The 24,093-nt window shown below is 50.3% G+C and carries 21 protein-coding genes; 13 read left to right on the top strand and 8 right to left on the bottom strand.

Annotation, left to right across the window (positions count from 1 at the left end; genetic code table 11):
- Positions 1–88: 88 nt before the first annotated feature.
- Together J4G02_10805 and J4G02_10800 are read right to left on the bottom strand one after the other, a co-directional pair.
- Positions 89–1,462, bottom strand: a complete 1,374-nt coding sequence (locus tag J4G02_10805; protein MCE2395064.1) for an alanine:cation symporter family protein — start codon at positions 1,460–1,462, stop codon at positions 89–91.
- A 177-nt stretch (positions 1,463–1,639) separates the two neighbouring features.
- On the bottom strand, positions 1,640–2,026 hold the full coding sequence (locus J4G02_10800; GenBank protein ID MCE2395063.1) for a sulfurtransferase: 387 nt from the start codon (positions 2,024–2,026) through the stop codon (positions 1,640–1,642).
- A gap of 253 nt (positions 2,027–2,279) precedes the next feature.
- Here J4G02_10800 and J4G02_10795 point away from each other — a divergent pair, with 253 nt between their 5' ends.
- The 5 genes from J4G02_10795 to J4G02_10775 all read left to right on the top strand — a co-directional run bounded on the left by J4G02_10795 (position 2,280) and on the right by J4G02_10775 (position 9,572).
- Complete coding sequence (locus J4G02_10795; GenBank protein MCE2395062.1) at positions 2,280–2,735, top strand: hypothetical protein; 456 nt, start codon at positions 2,280–2,282, stop codon at positions 2,733–2,735.
- Position 2,736: 1 nt separating this feature from the next.
- The gene (locus tag J4G02_10790) at positions 2,737–3,882 is read left to right on the top strand and encodes a Gfo/Idh/MocA family oxidoreductase (GenBank protein ID MCE2395061.1); all 1,146 of its coding nucleotides are present in this window, start codon (positions 2,737–2,739) and stop codon (positions 3,880–3,882) included.
- A gap of 108 nt (positions 3,883–3,990) precedes the next feature.
- Positions 3,991–6,039 (top strand): prolyl oligopeptidase family serine peptidase, encoded by a 2,049-nt coding sequence (locus J4G02_10785; protein MCE2395060.1) that lies wholly within the window; start codon positions 3,991–3,993, stop codon positions 6,037–6,039.
- Between the two features lie 172 nt (positions 6,040–6,211).
- On the top strand, positions 6,212–8,449 hold the full coding sequence (locus J4G02_10780) for a PQQ-binding-like beta-propeller repeat protein (protein ID MCE2395059.1): 2,238 nt from the start codon (positions 6,212–6,214) through the stop codon (positions 8,447–8,449).
- 55 nt (positions 8,450–8,504) lie between these two features.
- The gene (locus tag J4G02_10775) at positions 8,505–9,572 is read left to right on the top strand and encodes a cupin domain-containing protein (protein ID MCE2395058.1); all 1,068 of its coding nucleotides are present in this window, start codon (positions 8,505–8,507) and stop codon (positions 9,570–9,572) included.
- An 8-nt stretch (positions 9,573–9,580) separates the two neighbouring features.
- On the opposite strand, the gene J4G02_10770 is transcribed toward J4G02_10775, so the two are convergent.
- The 4 genes from J4G02_10770 to J4G02_10755 all read right to left on the bottom strand — a co-directional run bounded on the left by J4G02_10770 (position 9,581) and on the right by J4G02_10755 (position 14,302).
- Entirely contained in the window at positions 9,581–9,916 is a 336-nt protein-coding gene (locus J4G02_10770; protein MCE2395057.1) for a hypothetical protein, read from the bottom strand.
- A gap of 4 nt (positions 9,917–9,920) precedes the next feature.
- Positions 9,921–11,954, bottom strand: a complete 2,034-nt coding sequence (locus tag J4G02_10765; GenBank protein MCE2395056.1) for a hypothetical protein — start codon at positions 11,952–11,954, stop codon at positions 9,921–9,923.
- Positions 11,955–12,008: 54 nt separating this feature from the next.
- A complete protein-coding gene (locus J4G02_10760; protein MCE2395055.1) occupies positions 12,009–13,244 on the bottom strand; it encodes an aminotransferase class V-fold PLP-dependent enzyme in 1,236 nt (411 codons plus the stop codon).
- A gap of 113 nt (positions 13,245–13,357) precedes the next feature.
- The gene (locus tag J4G02_10755; protein ID MCE2395054.1) at positions 13,358–14,302 is read right to left on the bottom strand and encodes a 50S ribosome-binding GTPase; all 945 of its coding nucleotides are present in this window, start codon (positions 14,300–14,302) and stop codon (positions 13,358–13,360) included.
- A gap of 321 nt (positions 14,303–14,623) precedes the next feature.
- Here J4G02_10755 and J4G02_10750 point away from each other — a divergent pair, with 321 nt between their 5' ends.
- From J4G02_10750 to J4G02_10735, 4 genes are all read left to right on the top strand, one after another.
- Positions 14,624–15,622 carry an amidohydrolase family protein gene (locus J4G02_10750; GenBank protein MCE2395053.1) on the top strand — a complete coding sequence of 333 codons (999 nt, stop codon included), beginning with the start codon at positions 14,624–14,626 and terminating at the stop codon, positions 15,620–15,622.
- A gap of 81 nt (positions 15,623–15,703) precedes the next feature.
- Complete coding sequence (locus J4G02_10745) at positions 15,704–17,398, top strand: dihydroxy-acid dehydratase (protein ID MCE2395052.1); 1,695 nt, start codon at positions 15,704–15,706, stop codon at positions 17,396–17,398.
- 40 nt (positions 17,399–17,438) lie between these two features.
- Positions 17,439–17,807, top strand: coding sequence for a carboxymuconolactone decarboxylase family protein (locus tag J4G02_10740; GenBank protein ID MCE2395051.1), 369 nt, complete (start codon positions 17,439–17,441; stop codon positions 17,805–17,807).
- 30 nt (positions 17,808–17,837) lie between these two features.
- On the top strand, positions 17,838–18,998 hold the full coding sequence (locus J4G02_10735) for a Gfo/Idh/MocA family oxidoreductase (GenBank protein ID MCE2395050.1): 1,161 nt from the start codon (positions 17,838–17,840) through the stop codon (positions 18,996–18,998).
- Positions 18,999–19,057: 59 nt separating this feature from the next.
- Here the strand turns inward: J4G02_10735 and J4G02_10730 are convergent, their stop codons facing one another.
- Both J4G02_10730 and rpsU read right to left on the bottom strand, forming a co-directional pair.
- Positions 19,058–20,518, bottom strand: a complete 1,461-nt coding sequence (locus J4G02_10730; protein MCE2395049.1) for an SUMF1/EgtB/PvdO family nonheme iron enzyme — start codon at positions 20,516–20,518, stop codon at positions 19,058–19,060.
- Positions 20,519–20,797: 279 nt separating this feature from the next.
- Positions 20,798–20,998, bottom strand: coding sequence for a 30S ribosomal protein S21 (gene rpsU, locus J4G02_10725; GenBank protein ID MCE2395048.1), 201 nt, complete (start codon positions 20,996–20,998; stop codon positions 20,798–20,800).
- A gap of 207 nt (positions 20,999–21,205) precedes the next feature.
- On the opposite strand from rpsU, the gene J4G02_10720 reads away from it, so the two are divergent.
- From J4G02_10720 to groL, 4 genes are all read left to right on the top strand, one after another.
- A complete protein-coding gene (locus J4G02_10720; GenBank protein ID MCE2395047.1) occupies positions 21,206–21,355 on the top strand; it encodes a hypothetical protein in 150 nt (49 codons plus the stop codon).
- A gap of 61 nt (positions 21,356–21,416) precedes the next feature.
- The gene (locus J4G02_10715) at positions 21,417–22,403 is read left to right on the top strand and encodes a Gfo/Idh/MocA family oxidoreductase (GenBank protein ID MCE2395046.1); all 987 of its coding nucleotides are present in this window, start codon (positions 21,417–21,419) and stop codon (positions 22,401–22,403) included.
- 207 nt (positions 22,404–22,610) lie between these two features.
- On the top strand, positions 22,611–22,901 hold the full coding sequence (gene groES / locus J4G02_10710; GenBank protein MCE2395045.1) for a co-chaperone GroES: 291 nt from the start codon (positions 22,611–22,613) through the stop codon (positions 22,899–22,901).
- Between the two features lie 33 nt (positions 22,902–22,934).
- On the top strand, positions 22,935–24,093 hold a 1,159-nt coding region (groL, locus tag J4G02_10705), incomplete at its 3' end, for a chaperonin GroEL (protein MCE2395044.1).

Here is a 24,093-nt window from a genome sequence, read left to right as displayed (position 1 = left end):
CGGTTAGAAACCCAATGTTGCTCTGCCTGAGCAGAGAATGTTGGCTAGACCAACAAAAGTATCCTCCTCCTTTAGGGCGGGGAGTATGTCAAGACTTGATTATATTCTTGTATTGATCTAAATAGGTTCGTGTCGCCCGCATCACTCTTGGTGCGAGCAGAATTGTAGAGATCATCGTCGGGATTGCCATGAGGGCGAAAGCACCGTCGATGAGGCTGATTGCTGCGTCCAAAGAGACCACAGCAGCGACCACCATTAACACCACATAGAAATAGTTGTAGATGTGCTGACGCTCGGCACCGATTAAGAATCCCATACATTTCGCACCATAATAAGAATAGGCAAACATGGTGCTGGTGCTGAAGCATAGGACACAAAGGGTGAGTAGATAGGGGCCGATGCCGGGCATCGCTTTATTAAACGCCATCACCGTGAGGGTGATACCGTTGGCTTCGGTGCTCTGCCATACCCCGGAGGTGAGGATAATGAGTGCAGTGATGGTGCAGACAATAAGCGTATCAATCGCAGGACCAAGCATTGCGATAAGGCCTTCTCGGACCGGTTCGGTGGTCTTGGCAGCACCGTGAGCCAATGCTGCCGTGCCGATGCCTGCCTCGTTGGAATATGCCGCTCGACGTATACCGGTCATGATGACGGCGCCAATCGCCCCACCCGCGACAGCCTGTCCGGAAAAAGCGTCGGTGATAATCAACCAAAGACATTTCGGTATATTGGCGTAATTAACAGCAAGAATCCACACGGCGGCTGCCATATAGAGGATCAACATCCCCGGCACCAACTTAGAGGCGACTGTGCCGATCCGTAGGATACCGCCAAATATAATCAGTGCTACCGATCCAGCAATGATGATGCCAGCTATCAGATCGAACGTAAAATGCGACTCACCAACCCAGCCATTTGGGACAAAGATAACGTCGCGGACAATCTGAACGAGTTGGTTCACCTGGAACGCGGGCAAAGCACCTATCAGGGCCGCTACACAGAAGAAAGCACCCAGAGGTCTCCATTTTTGTCCGAGCCCCTCTACAATTGAATACATCGGACCGCCCTGCGCTGTTCCCCGACTGTCCGTCCCTCGATACATGATGGCGAGGGTACAGGTAAAGAACTTCGTTGCCATCCCCACAATGGCACTGAGCCACATCCAGAAGATTGCACCCGGCCCACCCACCGTTACAGCGACCGCCACACCGGCTATATTTCCTACCCCAATGGTTGCGGCAAGTGCACTAGATAACGCGGCAAAATGGGAGATATCCCCAGGATCGCTGGGATCATCATATTTGCCACGCAATATGTCAATGGCGTGCTTAATATATCGAAAGGGCAGAAAGCGGGAATAGCAGAGAAAAAAAGCACCGCCTCCCAAGAGCAAGACCAGCAGCCACGGCCCCCATGTAACATTACCAAAGTCGATTAAGATTTTCTCTAGCTGTTGCATATTGTAAGTCCTTTCTGATGTTGGGTAGCGTCTCTTACTTTTACGGTGCAGTTGGGTGTAATTGTTAAGATCTGTTTTTCGCTGCAATTCCTGGCTCTAAAGATAAAAATTGACACGATACTCCATCTATGCTACGATAAAAAAATGGCTTATGGTAAGATATGCGGGGCGGCTCTGCTACTGTTTATCTGCCTCATCCCCTTTTTCAGTGGGTAGACCCGCCGCTTTCCAGCCTCGGAATCCGCCCGTCAATACGGAAGCGTTCTTGTATCCCATGATCTGCAAGGTGTGTGCGGAGAGCGAACCTCGGGTGTTACCGCCACAATGCGCGACAACGTGCGTATCCTGATCGGGGACGATTTCATCAATTTCTAGCTCGATGGCGGCGCGGGGTAGTGAGATGGCACCGGGTAGATGTTCTGCCGCATACTGTTCTTTATCACGCACATCTAAGATAACAATAGACTCGTTATTGTCAATAGCCGTTTTCAGTGTTTCTGCCGAGGTATGTCCGATCTGTGCTTGGGCTTCAGCGACGAGTTGTTCTAGGGTTTTGCCATGCATAATTTTCATCTCCTGATGTACAAAGTTCGTATTCCTCAATATAAATTGAGCGGGTAAATATGAAGATTAAATAATTCCCCTTCATCGCTCACCAATAAATGCTCGCATTTTAGCACAGGTCTCAAGTATGGTCAAGCAAGCCCTAACATTTTTCACTTCTTCGGTTGAGTATAGATTTCGCATTTGTTTCGGAAAAGATTCTTACCGTACCGGATAACGCGTCAATAACATTGCAATTAATGGAGGTATTCTTGTGATACAATCACTTCAACAATCCGTTCAATCGGTCATTGATGAGGGACGAATTGGCAGCCCTGTGTTTTTGCGCTGCATTGTGCACGCCCCGATTGAGGCGGTGGACACGGTGGGTGGCATCGCTGCCTTAACTGCAATCGCCAATAGCTGGATGCCCGATCCGCCAGAACAGCTCTATGCCCTGGATAATGCAGACAAAACGCAGATTACCGCTATGGTGAAGTATGCCGGCGGACAGTCTGCGCTGCTAAGTGTGAATCGCCTCCCAGTGGACGGAGAGGTAACTGTCGATTTAAGGTTGGTTGGAAACAACGGGATCATCTATCACGAAACACCCACGGGACCATATCGCCTAATGAATCCCCCGCTCGACTTTGGTGGCGGCGCAGCTCTGATAGATACGATCCGTCAGGGATTAGAAACAAAACAGCCTATCAGCGTGACGGAGGGTTAAAATGGGAAACGGAAAATATGGTGTATTGGTGATCGGTGGACGACGCACGCATCAGGAGAGTTATGCCCACTGCTTTGCCGAAGATGAACGGTGTGAACTTATTGCAGCCTCTGATGAACTGGATGCACCGCCCGAATATGTTAAGTTGAATCGACAGCTTGCGGACGATTTGGAGATTCCTTATATTCCTGATTTGAATGAGGCGTTAGCATGTGATGATATTGATATCGTCAGTTCGTGTGTCCAAAACGAGCGGCGTGGCCGTGTGAACGTGAAATGCGCAGAGGCGGGGAAACACCTCTATCTAGATAAACCGCTGGCGATGAGTGTTGAGGATGCACATGCGATTACAGCGGCGGTGGAGAAAGCCGGTATCTGTAACCAGATGTTCAGCAACATGCACACCCCTTGGGCGCAAGCAGCCAAAAAAGCGTTGGAAGAGGGTGAAATCGGAGAACTCCGCGCTATCCACTGTGATGTGCTTTTTGCTAAGGGACATGTTGGCACTGCGCCGGTGGGTCGCAAAAGGGTAGAAAGGTCCACCGTTGAGAGATACACATTCATTGAGGCGAAACGGGAGATGTTTGATGTGGGAGTCTACCCCGTATCGCTGATTAATTGGCTGACGCAGAAACGGGTTAAAACAGTTTTTGGTACAACTGCCAATTTCTTCTTTGAAGAACACATCGCATGTGGTATTGAGGACTTTGGTGCGCTGATGATGACGCTGGAGGATGGGGTTGTGGCAACAATCATCGGTGGACGTGCAGGGTGGATGAGCCATCCCAAAGGCGGGGTTCAGCGGCTGCATTTGGTTGGGACACGGGGGGCATTGGCATTTGATGGTGCGCAACCGCGTCTCGAAGTGTTCGCTGACGAAGAGCCGTTCCGACAAACGCCTCCGCATCCGATGGATCCAATGGGAATGTGGTCGAGCACACAAACTGAATCGGGAATGATCCCTAAACGTCAGTGGATCTCGGTGGATCAAGCGGGCGATCAGCAGGGACCAGATATGAGAGGGTTTGTGGACTGCATAGAAGCGGGGAGAGAGAGCGAAATGAACGCTGCAGTCTCCGCCCAATCGGTCGCTGTTATTCGCGCTGGATATGAATCCGCAGCGAGCGGCGAAATTATCGCGCTTTGAAATTCAACCATTTGTTTTCCCCTTAAACCTCATGAACAACTGAATTCGCATTTCACATGCCGTCTTTTAGGTTTTACGCGTTACATTTTACTTGAATGGAGTATAATCATGCGAACTTTTGGCTCCAATGTGAATGGTTTCCACGATGTTTCGGACCAGATGATTGATAATCTGCGTCGCCGGGCGGAGGCACATTTCCGTAGGCAAGAGGTAGAAAAGGCAGAGTTGACATCAATCGCTGCCTTTGAGGAACACCGGAAACGGGTGCGCGATCATTTTATGACAGCCATCGGCGGTTTGCCCGAAGAACGCACACCGTTGAACGTGCAATGTATGGGTAGCCTCGATCGCGGTGCGTTTACCATTGAAAAGTTAATCTATGAGAGTCTGCCTGACTTCTACGTCACCGCTGTGTTGTATCTCCCAAAAGGGATCGGCTCTCCCCAACCCGCGGTTGTGTTCGTGCATGGACATAGTGATCTCGGGAAGTCCTATCCGGTTTATCAAGCCGTTTGTGTCGATCTCGCTGCGAACGGCTTTGTCGTGCTTGCCGTCGATCCACCAGGTCAGGGTGAGCGATTTCAGTATTTTGATCCGGAGAAGGGAGAGCGGATTATCGGCGGTTGCACAACGGAGCACACCTATGCTGGTCTACAATTTACGCTCAGCGGCGCTAGCATTGGTCGGCATTTTATCTGGGACGTTATGCGAGGCGTCGATTATTTGGAAACGCGACCCGAGGTTGACCCGACGCGCATCGGCTTAACGGGCAATTCGGGTGGAGGCACCCAATCCTGTCTGTTGATGATAAGCGAGCCACGCTTTGCAGCGTCCGTGCCGTGTACTTTCGTGATGACGCTCGAATCGTATATGAAAACAGGTCAAGCGCAGGACAGCGAACAGATTGTACCGGGATGTTTCGTCAACGGACCTGACCACGACGATTATATCACCGCTATGGTGCCGAAGCCGGTACTCGTCGGCGCAGCAGCTTATGATTACTTCCCGATTGAAGGCGCCATCGAAGCTGTGGAAAGAGCCAAGCGAATCTACGCTCTCTACGATGCTGAAGACGAGGTTGATATTGCAATTGGACCGACCCGGCATGAATATTCTCCGCCGCTGCGTGAAGCGTGTGTCAATTGGTACAAGCGCCATTTTCGCGGGGAGTCGCCCGACTTTACGACCAGCAAGCCGGAAACTTTGCCGGATGAAGCGCTCTGGGCGACACCCAACGGTCAGGTGCTAGATCTGTATCCGAATAGCAGAACGGTGTTCGACCTTAACAGAGAACGACTGGAAGTATCACCGGTTCCCCAATTTGCCGGTAACCGCGATCCCGATCAGATGCGGGAGAGGGTTGCGGAAGTTCTTGGAATCCCGGAGGGGCGCGATGGGAAGATTTATCCTCGTATTGTTGCTGAAAACGTTGTTGATGGTTACCAGACGGAGGAAATCTTTTTCTTCAGCGAACCCAATATCGTCGTTACTGGGACCTTTATCCATCCGCTTGAAGGTACCGCCGTCGAACAGACCGACCTGATTGTGTTTGAGCGCGGTACAAACGATAACTCGGATAAACGGGAATGGCTCGAAGCACGGCTTGCCTCCGGTCGACAGTTGTTTGTCTTTGATCCGCGTGGCATCGGTGGTGTGCAAGTGCGCTCATTCAATCGGGATGTCCACCCACATGACGGTGAATTTAAACTTGCTTCAGATGCCATGATGCTAGGCATCTCGACGATGGGTTTACGCGTCTTTGACATCCTGCGCGGATATGACTATCTCCGGACACGGGCAGATGTTAATCAGATTGGGCTATATGGGGTCGGCAAAAGTGCGTTTTACGCTTACTTCGCTGGGGCATTAGAGAACGGATTTACATCTCTTGAATTTGAAGATCTGCTCTATTCGTATCGCGATTTGACGAACACACGCTTTTACGACCAAGAACGTTACGACCTCGAAGTGATGGCGTGGGGCATCCTACAAAACTTTGATTTGGTGGACCTCGCACCGTGCTTTGGAAATCGACCCGTACAATGGATTGCGCCGAGAAATGCCACAGGGGAAGTCTTGACAGACGAAGTGTTTGATCAGGAATTTCTCGCCGTTGCGAGGGATCGGGGATATTGGGGTCAAGGAACGAGGGCGTGAATATCTGTTTGAAAGATGCATAGGCTGGATAAAGAATCGCTTTTTCGGTTTTCCTATTGACGCTCGCTCCGGGGAATGCTATACTGCTCTAAGACGCTAAACCGCAAATAGAAAGCCGTTATCAATCCGGTCCGTACGAACAAATTTAGGGCTTTGATAACGCGGAGGATGTATGAATAGGAAGTTTATCCTGCTTTTAATCAGTTTTTTCCTGTTATGGGGATGCCAGTCTCAAGATCAGAATACACAGCCAACTTCCAAGCCGAAATCCGAACCGGAATCCCAACCGAAAAGCCCACCCGTCGTTCCTGCTGTTCCCACCCGTGCCAAAGATTGGCCGATGTTCATGTACGATTTGCACTTCTCTGGCAGAAGCCCTGATCAGACCCTCGCCCCCCCACTCAAGTTGCTTTGGAAATATAAAACCGGTGGACCAATTCAAGCAAGTCCGGTCATCGCCTACGGCATGGTATACGTCGCCTCCACAGATCACATACTTTACGCGCTCGACGCAAAACAGTGGGGAATCAAATGGAGTTTCAAAGCTGGTGGCGTGATCCGATATGCACCAACGGTTTGGAATAATCGCGTTTATTTTAGTGCAAGAAATAATCATATTTACGCCCTCAATGCTCAAACCGGTGATTGGCTGTGGGAATTCCGATCGGAAACATGGATGGATTCTCCACCAATCTTGTCAAAAGGAAGACTATATATCGGGGCATATACTCAGAAGATTTACGTTATTGATGCGACAACCGGTGAATTGGAATCGCAGCTAAAGGGACGCGTGTATATTGATGGAATTGAATATGCCTGTTCACAAGGACGGTTGCGTCCCATCGCACCACAGCATGACGTCAACGCTTGGCGTAAACTCACACCGCTTACTTACAGTTATCCCGCAATCGCCAACGGTGTGGTGTACATTGGCGCCCGAGACAATCAAATTCATGCCTTAGATATTGAATCTCAAGAAGAAATCTGGTCTTATCCGACTAAAGGCTTTATTGATACTGCGCCAGCCATTTCCGACGGCATACTCTATGTGACATCGGATGATGGGTATGTGTACGCCTTTACCAATCAGGAAGGTGAGGCTCCTCAAGCCCTACCGCAGGAAAGTGAATCATCCCAAATCTCGTCAGAGGCAGGTCCAATTGGCACGGTGGTACGCGATCTAGCCTCCGTTTATACAGAAAGAGATGCAGGATCCCCTGTCAGCCTGACACTTAACGACGGAGTAACACTCTCAATTCTGAATCAAATAGGAGACTGGTATCAGATTGAGCTTCCAAACGGTGAAGTCGGTTGGATGGACGGGGGTGGGATAGGTGTGTTTGTAGAAACGGATGACATCCATTTCAATATAGCAATCTGCAAGCATAACCGGACGTTAGCACTGATTGAAGGAGCGGAATATCCCCATTGGTCTCCCCGCGGAAAACGGATTGCGTTTTTGAGGCGAACCAACCTATCAGGGCAGTATTGGCAGGCGAGCGAGCTTTGGATTTCGGATGCTTGGGCAAAACAACCGCGGCGGTTGCATAAAGGCGTCTTTTACAATCCCCATCTTTCGTGGTCACTGGATAGCAACTTTATCGCTTTTGAGGCCTATGATGAGTCGAATGAGAGTCACATATGGGCAATTGACTGGAAAAATTTGCGGTTGATTAAATTGGTGCGAGGCGACGCGCCTGCGTGGTCTCCCACTGCCAATCAGATTGCGTTTAGACGCTGGGAAGAGGGGACGGACGTCGTTTATCGGATTAATATCGACAAAACAGGGCTTATGGCGGTAGCGCGTGTTCCTATTGATGGACGAATTGTACCGTTCAGCTATCTAGATCCGCCGGTATGGTCTCCCGATGGCAAGCGTATCGCAGTGGGGCTAGACCACCAACACTATCAGTCTGGACATTCTCGGATTCGTATTCATAATATAGACGGAACTAAATTCGGGGAGATCCCTACGCAATCTCAACGCGTTACAGAGCTTGCATGGTCACCGGATGGTTCGCATCTAGCCTATGTTCTTCGAGGCAACCCCATACCGGATCCTGCGCTTGATAAACAGCTGCATATTGTCGATGTTTCCGCGATGGAATCCGCTAATACTGTTGGTAATAGGCAAGTTCTGAAGCATACTTCGCCAACATGGTCGCCGCAAGGAGATAGGCTCGCATACATGGAACGTGAGGACTGTATGGGGCTGCGGTGGAAGGTTTGGGTTCTGGACCGTCAGACGAACCGGGTGCTGCCGGTGGCACGGACGTCACTCTCTTTGACCGCTGTCACTTGGCTGCCGGACGGGAAACATCTGTGTTTGTGGCATACGTCAGAATATCTGCGTGGCGGGGAGTACAAACCTGCCAAGACGAGAGGGTGGATTGTGGAGCTTAATCAGTGAGAGGATTGCGGCAGATTCAAGAACCCAACAACTGCGATGATGGAAAGGAATCGCGATGAAACAACTCATTTTTGATGACATCTATAGTTGGTCAGTCTTTAGCGAAATGCGCCAAGTTGATTTCAACGGACATCTATGGGTTCGTCCTGAAGGCAACATTCTTGTCGACCCTGTGCCGATGATTGATTCTGACTTGAACCAGTTTGACAACCTCGGTGGGGCAGCCCTGATTGTGCTAACCAATAGTGACCATGAACGGGAGGCGGAGTTCTTTCGGGAACGTACAGGGGCAAGTATTGTTATCCATGAGGCAGATGCTGGTGCATTGGAGGTCCAAGCCGACCGTCAGATTACCGATGGTGAGGAGATTGTGCCGGGATTGCAGGCAATCCACCTGCGTTACGGCAAGAGTCGGGGGGAAATTGCGCTCTACTTCCGTGAAAAACGTGCTGTGCTGGCGGGTGATCTGGTCGTCGGAGCACCCATCGGATCGCTGACGTTGCTGGCAGATGAAAAGTTAGAAGATCCGCCGAAAGCAGCTTTGGAACTGCGAAAACTTCTCGCTTTGCCATTCGATGCGATTTTGGTTGGGGATGGTCACTCGATTCTGCAGGATGGTCGCCAGCGATTAGTCGAATGCCTCCAACGACGCACAGATATTTACATTAATCGGATTAACATTGATGAGATTGATTGGGTTAAACGGAAAGCCCCCGAACCGTACGACTTTGAGGATAAAGACATAGATCCACTCATCGGTGCGCAGCTGTTAGGATATCGACTCATCCGTTTGCACCCCAAAAACGCCAGTTTCCCCATGCACTTTCATCACTTCAGCGACGAGATGTTCTATGTGATGGAGGGAGAGTGTACGCTCAAAACCCCGCGGGGAGATCTGACTATTACCGCCGGGGATTTTATCGCCTTTCCTCCGGGGGCGGCGGGTGCCCACAAAATAGTCAATACGGGGCATGCACCGTGCACGGTACTAGCGGTAGGGATGAATCAACCGCACGGTGTCAGCGAATATCCCGATTCCAACAAAGTTTTCCCCTATGTTTCTAGACGACTGTTCCGCAAAGATGATAATGTGAGTTACTGGGATGGTGAGATAGAAAAATAAGGATCCACTCAAAGGGTAAGTTTTAGCCCTTTGGAAGGTTGTTTGCTGCGGATCATGTGTTGCGTTCCGTTTTGTCCATTGGCTTGCGCGGAGAGGTCGGTTCGCGGGGGAATATCCCACGAGATATGACCACATACCGGACACTCGAGTTCTGCTTCAACAAGATTCCTAAACTTTCCTGTTTTTCGCGGCTTTCGTTGGGTGTTGCACTGTGGGCAGCGAACAGATCGTAAATCGTAAGATTCACCGCGCCCGAAACGGGTTAAGAGATAGAAAAGTCCCCAAATTGCTCCAACGATAGCAATACAGCAGAGGATAAAAAGTAGGAAAGGGACAATCTCCATTCTCTCAAACCTTCTGTAAATGCAGCACGCTCAAGCCGTAAACAATCACGCTTGGGATTGTGAAGTGGATCCGCTCGCCAAGTGTTTCATGAGGTAGGGTAGCCGATTCGCCCTTCTCCGGATAGAGCCACTCGACCTTATTTACCAGGTAGCCCCTCGGCACCTTACACGCTACTTGAACGGGCCCTGTTGGTTGCGGTGTTTCAATGTCCACATCCTCATCTTGCCGGTAATTGACCCAGTGCAGCACCAAAGCATCATGCCCTTCGGGCATCCAAGCGCGTACCCGAACAAACCAAGGCGCATCGGTTTCCAAGTATACTGCCCCAAGCAAATCTTCCAAATCCCTCAGAAAACCTTGTCCGAAGGAATCATTCTCTAGGGAGGGATATACCGGTAGTTGTACACCAGCTCGTACTTCCACCGAATCGGGTTCCCATTGTCCCTCCGCGACATAGCACACACTCTCCGGTTTTGTACCCTTGCGGTCCTCCTCGGTTAGCGCCCAATCTGCTAACAACTCTTCCGGGTAAGGTTGTCCGTCAAGTTGATGTTTTCCAGTGTCCCCTGTAAAGACGAGTTTTCCACCATTTTCGACGAACTGCTTGAGGCGTGCGCCCTCCTGTGGGGATAGACGTTTTACGTTGGGCAGGATGAGCGTATCGTAGTTAGTAGCGCAATCAAGGAGTTGTTCATCGAGAATAATGTCGAAGAGTAGATGCCTGTCCTCCAACAACCGACCAATCCGCTTGAGCGGTTCTAGACAATCCGATTCGTCTTCTAATTCAGCGCGGCGCGGATAGACCAGTGCTAGCTGTGCCCAGGGTTGGGCGGGATGTAGAAGGGTTTCGTGATCAGCGAGAAAACGTTGATACCGGATAACGGGAGCGTAGTAATCCTCCACAGCAAAATCCGGGTTTTCATCATAGCCCCAATGATATGCGAGTGCTGCGGCATGGTTTGCTGCGGCTTCGGCAATCGACAGTCGCAAGCGACGAAAATCGTATTTGTTAATTACAAAAGGTTTGCCGCCGCCAGTCGCATAGATGAACCGAGCGGGCAGCCCCATATCCGCTAAATAACCGTGCTTGATGAAACTCATCCCCTTATATCCGCCCTGACTGTACCAGATATAATCCTCGTTTTTTGCCCATAGCCCACTCGGTAGAAGGCTGCGCTCGTCGTGGGGCATGAAATCGTACTTGTGATACCACTGTGCTAGCAGGAGATCCGGTTTCAGTGAACGACCGTGAGTGATGTATATTTCGTCCAGTGCCTCTTTGCGGCGCAGGTGGGTTGCACGATTGAGGGTTAGCTGAAACCGTTGTCGTAGATCCTCCGGACATTCTGAGGACGGGGTTAAGCGATCTGTGACTTCGGTGAGGTCGTGCCCCCCAAAAATCCGTCGCAGGTCGGTAGTGTCGAAGGCTTGCTGTAGTTTGTCTCGCACATAACCTTGGCAATAACCGCATCGGCAGAAGTTCTCGAAGTTATGATGCACATTAAACCCATCTATCCCCAGCTGGATGGCTTTTTTCACCATCGACTTCAGGGTGGCAAGCCAGTGGGGATTACACATACAGCCGCTATAGGTCAGATATGGGCGGCCTTCGATGTCCCAACGTCGCAAAGTGCCATCTGCGAGCCGTTGTTGGGTTTCTTCAGCGGTAGCACAGGGAGCAGCTCCTAGAAGATCCTCCGTCCAGATTCGTTCCCACGCACCGAACAGTCCTTGACCTTCTTCGTGGTTTCCGTAGTTCCATGCCATGCTCATCTGCCCGACAACCTGTGCGCCAGCCTCCTGGAGTTGGGGGATGAGTTCCGCTGCGCAGGCAAGGTTTTCTCTAATCCCAAGTAGCGGCATCCCCACCCAGTGGCGATTGACTGCGGGGTCGTCTGCCAAACTGTAGAACATTGGTCCAAAGGTGCCCACCTGCACAACTTGCAGTTTTGCCCTTCTTACATGCTCCACTAGATCGAGCCGCTGTGGGATACTCCAATGTTCAGCCATGCGATTAAACCAGAAATTTTCTGCCATGTTTCCTCCTTGACTAGACTGTATCTCCAGACGCCTATTCGCACTTTGCACCGTCTACGCGAGTGCTTCGAGCAGGCGGGAGACATCTTCTTGGTTATTGTAGACGGAAGGAGAGATGCGCATCTTGTTGCCATGGCGCATCGCTACATGAACGCCGGCGTTTCTGAGTTTCGCCATTGTCTCCGCTGGATCCGGTGCGGCAAAAGCTACAATGGGGCTTTCGTTTCCTTTGGGGGTAATAGCGGGATAGCCGAGGGGGGGCAGTTCCTCCATCAGCCGATCGGTGAGTGTGCGTACATGGTTGCGAATATTGTGAACACCCAACCGGAGAATATACTTCAGGCTCTCTTGGGCGCAGATGGCACCCTCGTAGGACGGATAGCTAACCTCGTAACAGGTAGGTCCGGGGGTTGGTGTAAAGACGTACTCCGTGATATTTGGGTCAGATTCTCCAACCCAAGGAGGGTAATTAAAACTTATACCTCCGCAGTGCTGGGTGGGCTTCACCACAGTGCCTTGGAGGTCTGAGCGCACGTAGAGGAAACCGAACCCCTTGACCCCCATAAGCCACTTGAAGGTGGAGCACGCAGCGAAGTCGATGCCCATTGCTTCCACATCGACCGGCACAGCCCCTACGCCCTGAATAATATCGACGTAGAGATAGGCGCCATGTGCGTGGGCGAGGTCACTGATAGCCTTCACGTCCGAGAGATAGCCGTTGACGTTCGATACCAGCGTTATGGAGACCAGTTTGGTGTTGTGATCAATCGCACGTTCCATGTCGTGGTGGTCAATCTGCCAATCGCGGTGTTTGACGATGCGGAGGCTATCATCGTCCCCAACACATGAGCGCACGGAGGCTTTTTCCCGCATTTTGTAGTTGTAAAGGGACGCGGCGTAGTGCAGGTCATGGGTGACGATGTTGCCACCGGCGAGGTGTTCCTGCATACCGTTGATTATGTTACTCTCTGCTTCGACAGCACTGCGCGCAAAGGCGATATCTTCCGGTTGGGCGTTGATGAGTTTGGCGAAGAGACGTTTGGATTGGTCCCGTGGTGCTGCCCAAGGGGGCCACCACGGCTCGCCCACTTCGTGTGCCACCCAATCAACATAGCGGTGCAGGGCTGCGGCGGAATGAACGCTAAGCGGGTGTGATGAGGCGTTATCGAAGTACGCGGCGGTTCTTGCCCGTGGAAAGTCGTTGCGGACCGCGCCGAAGTCGGGTTTTCCCGCCGAGGCTGTAACGGATGCCGGCTGCTCGTCTATAGAAGATACTTGGTGATGATTCATGATGGATCTCCAACGCTAGGTTGAGGAGGTATTGTATACCAACGTGGTGAGATAATCTCACATATTTACTAGGTGATAAGTTTGCAGTCGATTTTGCGCGTTTTTGACACCTACTAGGTTGTATAAAGAGTCACAATATCCATGTCCGACAGAGCATGTCCTTTTCCAACCTGCTGACCGGGAAATTTCACGGAGCTTCCCCAAACTTTAGCGTGTTTCAACTTTCGGGCAATATCCTTGTGAATCTTGCCTGCAAAATCTTCTACGGTGCTATTGGCAGGGATTATCACCGGCTTCTCATCTGGCTTATTTCCAGCCTGATTTGAACGTGGAAATACACGAATCAACCCTGTGGATGCTCGTATGGCTTCTTTTAGTGTATCAAGGTGCAACTTCTGCTCTGCCGAGACCGCAACACTTTTGAATTGAGGGAATCGCGTCTGTACCGCTCTTAAACGGTTCTCGGCACCGGGATCGTCCATTTTTGTATATGCAATTAACAGAGGTTGGGGCAACTTCGTCTTTGCCAGTTCCGTTAGAATAATGTTCAATTCTTGTGGATCAGCAGTCAGGTCATGTGCGATCATTAAACCATCAGCATTGGCTGCCACACTCAGTAGTGCTTGTCCCCCTCCTCGTCCCTCCGTTGCCCCCGCGATTATGCCCGGAATTTCAACCAATTGAATCCACAGACCATCGCAATCCACTCTTGCCGGTATGGGTCTTAGGGTGGTGAAAGCGTAATCAGCAACTTTTATCTGCCTGCGAGAGAGTGCCTTGAGCAATGCGGATTTTCCGGCGTTGGGTGCACCCACCAGTGCCATCTGAAAGTGCCCTTCTTTTTCAACAGCTAGAGTATCTTTGTGTTGCACCTTTGAGCGCTTCTGCTGTTGTTGAATTTCTTCGTTGAGTGACTTGCGAAGATCAGCGTAGGGTCCACTGCGGTAGTTAGGTAACTCCTCAAGAATTCGATGGAGTTCATCCTGCTTTTCCTTGCCCACTTTGCCCTTCAATCGCCTTTTGATTTTCTGCTTCATCACTTTGTGAGACATTGGCATAGTGCGTTCTCCGTATCTGGAAATCGAAAGTTTGGTTTAAGCAGATTAAACTCGCGTCAGGGACAAGAATTCACATGTACTCAACTTTTCGATTTGACACTGAGAGGTGCGCTCGAAAAACGAGGTTTCTGCGCTAAAGTTCTCACGATTATCTTATCAGTGTTTCATCAATTTTACAACAAAAATGCGATCAATCTGTGATGCTATTGTTTTATCGCTAATATTGAAAAAGAGTGCTATAATAAATATCTAGAACTTCTTACCCCCTACTAGTGTTTATTCATCATACAAAACTCGATCTACTACAATGGAGGTGCTTTTATGCCATTTGGAGGCAATGATTGGCTTGCTTTAACCCCGGAACCGACCTTGGAACCGGAGATTCCCATCTGTGATCCGCATCACCACTTTTGGGATTTTCGGACGGAGCGTGTTCCTTACCAACGGTATCTACTCCACGAGCTAGCTAATGACGTGAATAGCGGTCACAATGTACGTTCCACAGTGTTTGTTGAGGCGAGAGCGATGTATCGTGCTGAGGGTCCGGAGGAGATGCGCCCTGTGGGCGAAGTGGAATTTGTGCAAGGACTGGCAGCCGCCAGCGCAAGCGGGTTATACGGACCTTGCCGGGCTGCAGCGGCAATCGTTGGCCATGCTAACCTGAACCTTGGGGAGCAGGTTGAACCTGTGCTTCAAGCGTTACAGGCAGCGAGTCCCAACCGTTTTCGTGGCATCCGCCATGCTGTAACTTGGGATCCCCACCCAGAGGTGGAAAACACGAGCGCTCACAGGGTGGAAGGACAATTGGCTACTGACAACTTTCGGGCTGGTGCACGGGTGTTGGCAGATATGGGACCGCAGCTGCCCGAACTGGCGGATTTTGCCAGAGCAGTGCCTGACTTGACCATTATTCTCAACCATATCGGAGGCTTGCTACGGGTAGGTCCTTATGCCAGCCGGGACGATGAGGTACTCGCTACTTGGCGGAGCGGTATCGCTGCCGTCGCAGAATGCCCCAATGTCAACGTCAAACTGGGGGGTATCGGCATGCCCCGCACCGGTTTTGATTGGCATGCCCGAACAACACCCGCCGGTTCAGAAGAACTTGCATCGGATATGGCACCCTTGATGAATTACTGTATTGAGCAGTTCGGTCCTGACCGGTGTATGTTTGAGAGCAATTTCCCAGTGGATAAGGTCTCTTATTCCTACCACGTGATGTATAATGCTTTCAAACGTTTGTCATCGGGTTACTCGGTTGACGAGCGTGCTGCTATGTTTCACGATACCGCCGTGCGCGTATATCGGATAGAGATCTAACGCCCCTGATGCTGAGTCGCACTAGCAAACTACTCATTTTACCCGTCAATTGGTATGGTGAGGAAAGGGTATAAGGATATAATGAAGACAAAAAATCCAGCAGGCATCAAAAGCGGGTTAACAAACTACGGGGATCCAGAGTTCAGCGTCTACATCCGTAAAGCGTTTGCGAAAGCGATGGGATATTCGGATCAAGAGTTGGAACGCCCAATCGTTGGCATCATCAACACCTTCAGCGGTTTTAATAGCTGCCATCACAATTTTGCCGACCTTATCGAAGCGGTGAAGCGGGGGGTGTTGTCTCACGGCGGGCTGCCGATTGAATTCCCAACAATTTCCCTTGGAGAGATGTTTACCGCGCCTACCACGATGATGTTCCGCAACTTAATGGCGATGGACACGGAGGAGATGATCCGTGCCCAGCCGATGGACGGTGTTGTCCTACTAGGCGGGTGCGATAAGACGGTTCCCGCTCAGTTGATGGGGGCTGTAAGCGCAGATCGTCCGGCGGTCAGTCTGGTCGCCGGACCGATGATCACCGGGGATTATCAGGGCGAGCGACTTGGGGCTTGCACCGACTGCCGTCGATTTTGGGGCGAATATCGCGCTGGACGTTTGACCAGCGACGAGGTGGCTGAAGTTGAAAGTCGGTTGTGTTCTAGCACGGGGACTTGTATGGTAATGGGTACTGCTAGCACAATGGCAGCATTGGCGGAGGCACTTGGACTGATGTTGCCCGGTGGCGCCGCTATCCCCGCGGTGATGTCGGAGCGGCGGCGTCATGCGGAAGCTACGGGTAGAACAATTGTTTCAATGATCAAGAACGACCTCCGTCCTTCGAGGATTTTGACACAGCAGTCTTTCGAGAACGCCATCCGTCTCCTGATGGCGATTGGTGGTTCAACGAATGGTGTCATCCACTTGACAGCGATTGCGCGGCGGCTCGGTATTAAGCTTAAACTCACCGACTTTGATCGAATCAGCGATGAGACTCCGGTCATAGTGAATCTTAAACCGAGCGGAGAGTATTATATGGAGGACCTTTTTAAGGCGGGTGGGGTTCCAGTGGTGATGAAAGTGCTTGAAGACGTTCTCCATCGAGATGCCCGGACATTGTTAGGGAATACCATTGGGGAGAATCTCTCTGACGTGCCTCGACCTGCTGCGTGGCAGGATGTCATTAAGCCCAGAACGGCACCGCTGTATGAATCTGGAACGCTTGCTAGCCTTTATGGGAACTTAGCGCCGGAGGGAGCGGTGATTAAGCGTTCAGCGGCCTCACCGGATCTACTGACGCATCGCGGACCGGCAGTCGTGTTCAAGTCACTGGAAGATTTGCACGACAGGCTTGATGATCCCGACTTACCCGTCACTCCAGAGCATATCATTGTTCTACAGAACGCTGGTCCCATCGGCGGACCGGGGATGCCGGAGGCGGGCTATCTCCCGATACCGAAAAAACTCTTGCGGGCGGGCGTTAAAGACATGGTTCGCATTTCTGATGCTCGGATGAGCGGAACGGCATTCGGCACGATTGTGCTTCACATTGCTCCCGAAGCGGCTATCGGTGGACCTCTCGCGTTGGTGGAAGATGATGATCTGATTGAGTTAGATGTCCCAAACAAGCGGTTGGAACTGTTGGTTGATGACGCAGTATTAGCCAAGCGGAAGGAGCGGCTTGTCCTTCCCGAACCGCATTTCCAGCGGGGCTATGGGCTGCTATATACCCAGCACATTGAGCAGGCGCACTTGGGTTGTGATTTTGATTTTCTTTAGTTATACTTTTGTCGCCAAATTATTGCAGGAGAAAAGCACAATGCTTGAAGAACAATATCAAAAAGGTGTTGAACAGTTTTCAAAAATGGTTGGTACTCATAAAATAGACGAGTTGAGAGAAAAATTTAGGTCGTTATCTCCGGACTTTGAAAGGTGTGTGATGGGAGTTGTTGGTGGTGAGATTTGGAGTCGTCCCAACTTAGATTTAAGAACGCGGAGCCTTTGTAGCATTGCGATTTTAGCGGCATTGGGTCGAGTGAATGCCCTAGAACTAAACGTTCAAATGGCATTGAATAACGGTGCAACGAAGGCTGAAATCGTTGAAGTCTTTTTTCAAGTTGCCGCGTATGCTGGTTTTGCGGCGGCATGGGACGGGTTAGAAAAAGTCAATGAGATCTTCAAAGGATAGGCTACCTATTTTTCAGGAAAGGGAATTTTGATGAGCCAACCAATTCGCGTTGCGATACTCGGTCTTGGACAACGTGGACTTCAGCATTTGAAAGCCCTTTGGAAACTCCAAGGCGAGGGGCTTACCAAAATTGCGGCGTTAATCGACGTTTTTGAGGAAAACCTTGCGGAGGCAAAAATCCAGAGGTATGTGGAGGGATTTCAGATTGATGGCATCCACACCTCGACAGATTTCGGGGAAACTCTCGCAGAATTGTCGTTGGATGCGATCTATTTCGCCTTGCCGCCCGGGGTACATAACGGCGAGATTATCGAAGCGGCGAATGCGGGAGTTCACATCTTTGCTGAAAAGCCGATGAGCCTATACCTCAATGAAGCCGTTGACATGGAACGTGTGATACAGGAGAACGGCGTTATTTCCACAGCAGGGTTCCAACAGCGGTACGATGCGCGTTATGAAGCTGTCCACGACTTTCTCGCGGATAAACAACCTGTAATGACCACCATGATAGGCAATGGTGCGCTTGAAGGTCATTCAATCAAACATACTAAAACTGAAACCTTGGGTGGCCCTGCCAATCGTGTCTGGACGGCAAACTACGAGTGGTCTGGGGCGACGGTCGTGGAAGGCGGCATTCACCAGACGGATCTGATGCGGTATTGGTTTGGGGACATCGCGTGGGTTGAAGCGAGTTATATCCACCGTGACGCGGCAGACATCGTTGATGGTGGGGATAACCCGTATGCCTACAGTGTAAGATACGGCTTTGAGCGTGGTTGTATTGCAAATCTCATCTTGTCCCGTCTTCGCCAAACGTATTTTAGTGACGGGTATGAAAGTATACTCTGGACGCACGGACATCTGAAGTTTGAAGGAAATGATGTCGTTGCATACTACTACGATGGGCAATATCCGCCGGCGCAAACACCATCAACAGAAGCAGTGCGCCATCTACTACCGCTGCCCCGTGGCGTAGATCCAACCGAACAGATTAGCCGCGCTTTTCTCGGTGCGATTGGGACGGGGAATTCGGATCAACTTCGGAGTACATTCGGGAGCAGCATGAATAGCCTTGCTGCGGTGCTGGGTGCGAACGTCTCTGATCAGCTGGACGGTGAGCGCATATATCTCAAGGACTTTCTGGTGGATGCGAAGTACGATCGTTTCCGTCGAAAACCTGCTAACGGATAGTTCCGTTTGCCAAAAGTAGCAGCGAAATCCTTGCCCTAATCATGAGTCACACCTGCATGCTAACGGGCTTCTTCTAACGATTGAGACTTTAGGGGAAAAACGCAACGGAAGCCTGTCTTCAAGAAACGTGAGTTTGGAGCAGACTTAGAACGGTTACTGACGGTTATACTTGTTGATCCGCCGTCCCATGCACCTCCACGCCAGACACGATGGGCGGTCAGGGCGCGAAAATCGTTATCGGTTAAGGGGATTAATCCGCCAGCCACCGGATTGTTTCGCGGACTCGTGGTATAGAAATCTCTATCATATTCATCCATACACCACTCCCATACATTGCCCGCCATATCGTACAAACCGTAATCATTTTGGGGAAATCTCTTAACAGGTGCGGGCCAATACCATATATCAGGTTCCACTTCTCCGCTATAATTGGCTTTCGCATGGCTAGCTTCATTCCCCCATGGATATCGCCTACCGACCTGCCCACCTCGTGCGGCATATTCCCATTCAGCCTCAGTTGGCAGCCGTTTGCCCGCCCATTTCGCATACGCCATCGCATCGTGCCAACTCACATAAATGACGGGATAATGTGGTTTGCTCAGACGACCTAAATCATCTGCCTTGTTCCAGTGAAATGGTATGTTGCTATATCCAGTTGCCTCAACAAACGCCCTGTACATAGCGTTAGTAACCTCTGTCTCGTCCATATAAAAGACATCAAGATACACCGTGTGAACCGGACGTTCATCGCTTTGTCCTTCTCCAAAATGGTCGCCCATCTCAAATTCACCAGCAGGAATCAGGTGCATAACGGCACCATCCGTTTCAAAGCGTATCTGTTGCTGAACTGAAACTTGGACCACCTTTTGATACACCGTACTTTTGGGAACCGGCGCGTTGTTTTTCACGGTGAGTGTAACGAGATAGTTTCCCACTTCAATGTAAGTATGCTTAGCGGTCAAGTCGGGACTATATTCGGTCTGTTCCCCATCTCCCCAGTCCCATCTGACGGAGGAGATACCGTAAAGCGTATCTTTTGATTCACCAGCATCGACGATGATATGCCCATTCTCCAGATACCCTACCTCTGTCAGCCTAGCTTCGCTGGTTACTTCGAATGTTGCTACGAATCGATGGATAACAGCCTTCACCGTGATAGGCGAGACATTGGCACGGTCACGACCCGAAAAGAGAAGTTGACTGTGTCCTTGATACACAACGATTCTATCGTTTAAGACGAGGCGCATGTTGATATTGACAGACCAATCCCCTTCGCGAGGAACCTCGTCAACTGTGACGTAAACTTTATCCCTGTCGGTTTGAATAGCCAGATCTTGCTCTGTCCTTATTGGTTTCATCCCTGTACTTGTTATCGTCACGTTGACTGCGTACATTCCTTCTTCCCTCACATTTTTGAGAAGAATCGGGATTTCTACCGAAGTCGTTTCTTCTGTATCGTCACCACAACCCCATAGAAATACAGTTAAGCCAATGATTAATAAGGTGATAATCGCTTTCATTATAATCCTCCCTAATTTTCGTTAGACAGAACAGATTGGCTTATGTAAAAACAGAGTGCAATGGTTGAATAAATGTGCTAAACTTCTAAGTGTGGATTTCCAAATACTCTATCCAAAATTCTTAGCATGAGTAAAAAAAAGGCATATACATTTACTCAATCGAATATCTGTTGATTATCCATGAGAAATATATATGCCTTCTGATTCAGATGTGGCTTACAAAATATGTCAATGGCACTACAATCACGGTCGCAACGCCAATCAGGTCAGTTACGTCCCTTATCGTTGTCTGGTGTGAAAAGTGCGAATCTTATTTTTCCGTTGCCGTTTTAGCTCTAGGCGGCGTCGTTTTTCGCTCGGCTTCTCGTAGAAGCTGCGTCGTCTGATTTCCGTGACGATACCTGCTTTACCGCATATCTTCTTGAAGCGAGCAAGGGCTCTATCAAGTGTCTCGTCCGGTTCTACTCTGACATGGATCATTGTATTAAACCTACCCCCCTTTCGATTCTTGGGATTTTAGTAACCAGTAACAGGTTGTGTAGAAAGTGTAACGCAGATGATCATGAATGCAGAATATGCTGGCACCTGCTTTACCAAAATCTCAAGTACGGTTCCTTGAAATGCTATCCTCTATTATACCAATTTATGTCGTGATTCTCAATAGAAAAATTCGATACAGGGAATATTATGGTGAATTCTAAAAATAAAAAGACACTTGCGCCCCTCGGTTTCGATCCCGATTTATCGGGGCCGGTAGGTGCGGTTTCCAACCGCACCGGTTTGGAGTACCTCATTGATTCTAAGATCCACTATAATCCCAAAAAGCGGGATGAGTGACACTAAATAGGTGAGATTCAGATCTAATTTTTTGGACTGCATGCTTATTAAGGAGTATAACATGGCATTAAAATGGGGAGTGCTTGGCGCGGGAAGCGTTGCACAACGCCGGGCTATGCCAGCAATAACTAAAGCGAAAGAGGCGGAGCTTCATGCGCTACTTTCTAGAGATGCAGCGCGTGCCCAACAGCTTGCCACAGAGTATGGCGCACGGACTTCCTATACAACGGTCGAGGAACTCCTATCGGATGAGGCGCTGGATGCAATCTATATCTCAACGCCTGTATATCTGCACTGTGAGCAGGTAATCGCGGCTGCGGAACGCGGTTTCCATGTGCTCTGCGATAAGCCGATGGCGATGAATACGGAGGAGTGCCAACGGATGATCGACGCTTGCCAAGCGAACGGTGTGCATCTGCAAATCTGCTTCCTGTTCCGCTTCCACTCCTGTTTTCAGCAGATAAAGAAATGGGTAACCGAGGGGCGTTTAGGACAAATTGTCCAAGCACGGGTGCCTTTTCTTAAGCCGTTTCCAATCCCGCCGGGCGCGTGGCGTGGTAAGCCGGAACAGGGCGGCGGTGGTAGTCTGATGGATCTTGGATCGCACGGAGTGGATCTCTTACGCTATATCGTCGGTGAGGTCAGCCAGGTAAGTACATTCTGTAATAGTGTTCTCCACAGGTACGATGTTGAAGAGACCGGAACGATCATGATGCGTTTTGAGAACGGCGCTCAAGGGTTCGTGGACACTAGTTTCGCTGCTGCGGGGTGTGACCTTATTATCGAAATATACGGCACCGATGGGTGGGTCTGGGTCTACAATGATGATGGCTGGAAGATCAACCTCTCCGTCAGCGGCGGGTCTCAACTTATTGAATCTCAGTTTGAAGATCTTTACCAATTGCAATTTGGGCATTTTGCGAGGTGTGTGATGGGGGAAGAGCAACCGATTGTGACGGGGGCGGACGGGCTGCGCACCAACAGGATTCTGGCGGCAGCCTACGAATCAGATCGAACGGGGAAAGCTATTTCGTGTTCGGTGGCCTAGTGAAACTGCCACAAATGTGCAGCGACAAAATGGCACGCACATGGGAAATTCGGAGCCGTAATGACATTTTGTCTCGGTTTTGGGGGTGTCAAAATGTCATTAACAGGCAAATAATCCAGTAATAGCAGGGTGGCATATCTATTGCATATAATTTATGTGTTGTATCAGTTTATTGATTTACACTTTAACAAAAAGGAGACTAACGATATGGCACTCACGCCGTTAGGTGATCGGATCTTAATCCGTCGCACTGAAGAAGACGAGCAGACAACCAGTGGCGGGATTATCATCCCTGACACTGCGAAAGAGAAACCCCAAGAAGGCGAAGTCATCGCTGTTGGACACGGTCGCTTGCTTGAAAATGGCGATCGGCAACCCATTGACGTTGCAGCTGGAGATAAAATTCTATTTGGGAAATACTCCGGCACAGAAGTGACCTATGAAAATGAAGAGCTGCTGATTCTACGCGAAGATGACATCCTGGCGAAGATTAGCTAATTTTGGAAATCAAGAAAATTAGGAGGATTAACAATGGCGGCAAAACAACTCGCATTTGATGAAAACGCGCGCAACCAGATTAAAGGTGGCGTTGACGCGCTTGCGGATGCCGTGAAAGTAACTTTGGGTCCAAAGGGAAGGAACGTCGTTCTCGACAAGAAGTTTGGCGCACCGACAATCACGAAAGATGGTGTGACCGTTGCAAAAGAGATCGAACTTGAGGATCCGTATGAAAATATGGGAGCGCAGATGGTGAAGGAAGTTGCCTCCAAAACCAGCGATGTCGCCGGTGATGGAACAACGACAGCCACCATTTTGGCGCAGGCAATCTATCGTGAAGGCTTGAAGAACGTTGCTGCGGGCCGCAACCCGATGGCACTCAAGCGTGGCGTTGAGAAAGCGGTCGAGGCAGTTGTAAATCGTTTGCAGAGCATGAGTCGAGAGACTGCCGAGAAGACAGAAATCGCACAGGTCGCCGCTATCTCTGCCAATAACGATGGCGAGATTGGAAACCTGATTGCGGATGCGATGGAAAAAGTGGGCAAAGACGGCGTTATCACCGTCGAGGAAGCCAAGAGCCTTGAGACCACGCTCGATGTGGTCGAAGGTATGCAGTTTGATCGTGGCTACCTGTCACCCTACTTTGTGACCGATCCGGATCGTATGGAAACGGTGCTTGAGGATGTCTATATCCTCATCCATGAGAAGAAGATTAGCGCGCTCAAAGATCTCGTGCCGATGCTTGAGCGGGTTGCTCAGCAAGGTAGACCCTTCCTCATCATCGCTGAAGATGTTGAAGGCGAAGCGCTAGCCACCATAGTGGTCAACAAGATCCGTGGAACTATCCGTGGCGCAGCTGTCAAAGCACCGGGTTACGGCGACCGCCGGACCGCAATGCTTGAAGATCTCGCTGTCCTCACGAATGGACGCGTTATCTCTGAGGACCTCGGGATTAAGCTCGAAAACGTGAACATCAACGATCTCGGGCAGGCAAAGCGGGTTGTCATCGACAAAGACAATACGACCGTTATTGAAGGCGCAGGCAGCACCGAAGCTATCCAAGGTCGGATCAATCAGATTCGTAGACAGGTTGAAGATACTACTTCCGACTATGACCGCGAAAAACTGCAAGAACGTCTTGCAAAACTCGCCGGTGGCGTTGCTGTCATCAATGTTGGCGCGGCGACCGAAG

The organism is Candidatus Poribacteria bacterium (assembly GCA_021295755.1).
In the GTDB taxonomy this organism is placed as follows: Bacteria; Poribacteria; WGA-4E; order WGA-4E; family PCPOR2b; genus PCPOR2b.
Note: the sequence above shows the minus strand (reverse complement) of the source record. Positions and strands in the feature narration are given on the sequence as shown.